The sequence below is a fragment of the Methylobacterium sp. WL6 genome, assembly GCF_008040095.1.
GTDB lineage: Bacteria > Pseudomonadota > Alphaproteobacteria > Rhizobiales > Beijerinckiaceae > Methylobacterium.
The window spans coordinates 1-1158 of the sequence record NZ_VRVH01000584.1 but is presented as its reverse complement, the minus strand read 5'-3'; the positions used below and the strand labels follow the sequence as shown (position 1 = coordinate 1158).

The window sequence follows — 1158 nt, the reverse complement described above, 5'->3', positions numbered from 1 at the left end:
CCGCGACGGCGGCCCGCGCCAGCACGGCGACGAAGCGGCGCTCGCCGCCCGAGCTTCCCCCCTGCCCGCCCGGCTGCTGCACCGAGTGGGTCGCATCGAACACCACCGGCGCGCCGCCCGTCACCGCGGCCATGATCGGCAGGCTGCGCATGTCGGAGACCAGGGTGTTGTAGCCGAACGAGGCGCCGCGTTCGGTGACGATCACGTTCGGGTTGCCGGCCCCGGTGACCTTGGCGGCCACGTGCTGCATGTCCCAGGGTGCGAGGAACTGGCCCTTCTTCACGTTGACCACGCGGCCGGTGGCGGCGGCGGCCAGCAGCAGGTCGGTCTGCCGGCACAGGAAGGCCGGGATCTGGAGCACGTCGACCACCTCGGCCGCCGGCCCGCACTGCCCGGCATCGTGCACGTCGGTGAGCACCGGCAGGCCGTAGCGCGCCTTGATCTCGGCGAAGATCGGCAGCGCGCCGGACAACCCGATGCCGCGGGCGGCGCCGCCCGAGGTGCGGTTCGCCTTGTCGAACGAGGCCTTGAACACGAGGGCGATCCCGAGGGACTCCGCCATCTCCTTCAGCGCGGCCGCGATCTCGAGCGCGTGGTCGCGGCTCTCGAGCTGGCACGGGCCGGCGATCAGCGCCAGCGGCAGGTGGTTGCCGAAGGCGACCGTGCCGGCGCGGACGGTCCTGAGCGTTGGGCTGTCGGTGGAGCTGGGCATGGCCGGAGGCTTAGCCCGCCGGAGCCTCCCGCGAAAGTCCGGCCTTGCGGCGCAGGGCGGGCGGCCGGTTCGGCACCAGCACGCAGACGGTGAGGTCGCCGGCCAGCGCGTCGGCCCGCGGCCCGGTCTCGCAGCGCAGGGCCGCCTTGCCGGCGACGCCCTGGCGCGTTGCGTCGGCCAGCAGCGAATCCTGGTGGACCTGCCGTGCCAGCACCTCGGCGGTCTCGGCGTCCGCGCCGGCGAGCGCACGCGCCGCCCGGCCGATCAGCTCGTAGAAGCCGCGCTCCGGCTCGCGGTCTCGGGAGGCGAACACCATCCGCGCCGGCGCCCGGCAATCGAGGCTCATGCGCTCGGCATCGGTCGCGCGGAACACCGCGCGCGTGCCGGCGCGGCCGGCGAGCGAGGCGCCGGTGGCGCGGATCATCGCGGCGGTCAGCCCGTCGCAG

Annotated in this window: 2 protein-coding genes; both read right to left on the bottom strand. The window is 75.0% G+C overall.

What is annotated here, in order from left to right; genetic code table 11:
* Positions 1 to 712, bottom strand: a 712-nt coding sequence (gene kdsA / locus FV230_RS28565; RefSeq protein ID WP_147844756.1) for a 3-deoxy-8-phosphooctulonate synthase, incomplete at its 3' end; no start/stop codon positions are given.
* Between the two features lie 10 nt (positions 713 to 722).
* Positions 723 to 1158 (bottom strand): hypothetical protein (locus FV230_RS30155; protein ID WP_187275666.1); only part of this gene is annotated, 436 nt, incomplete at its 5' end.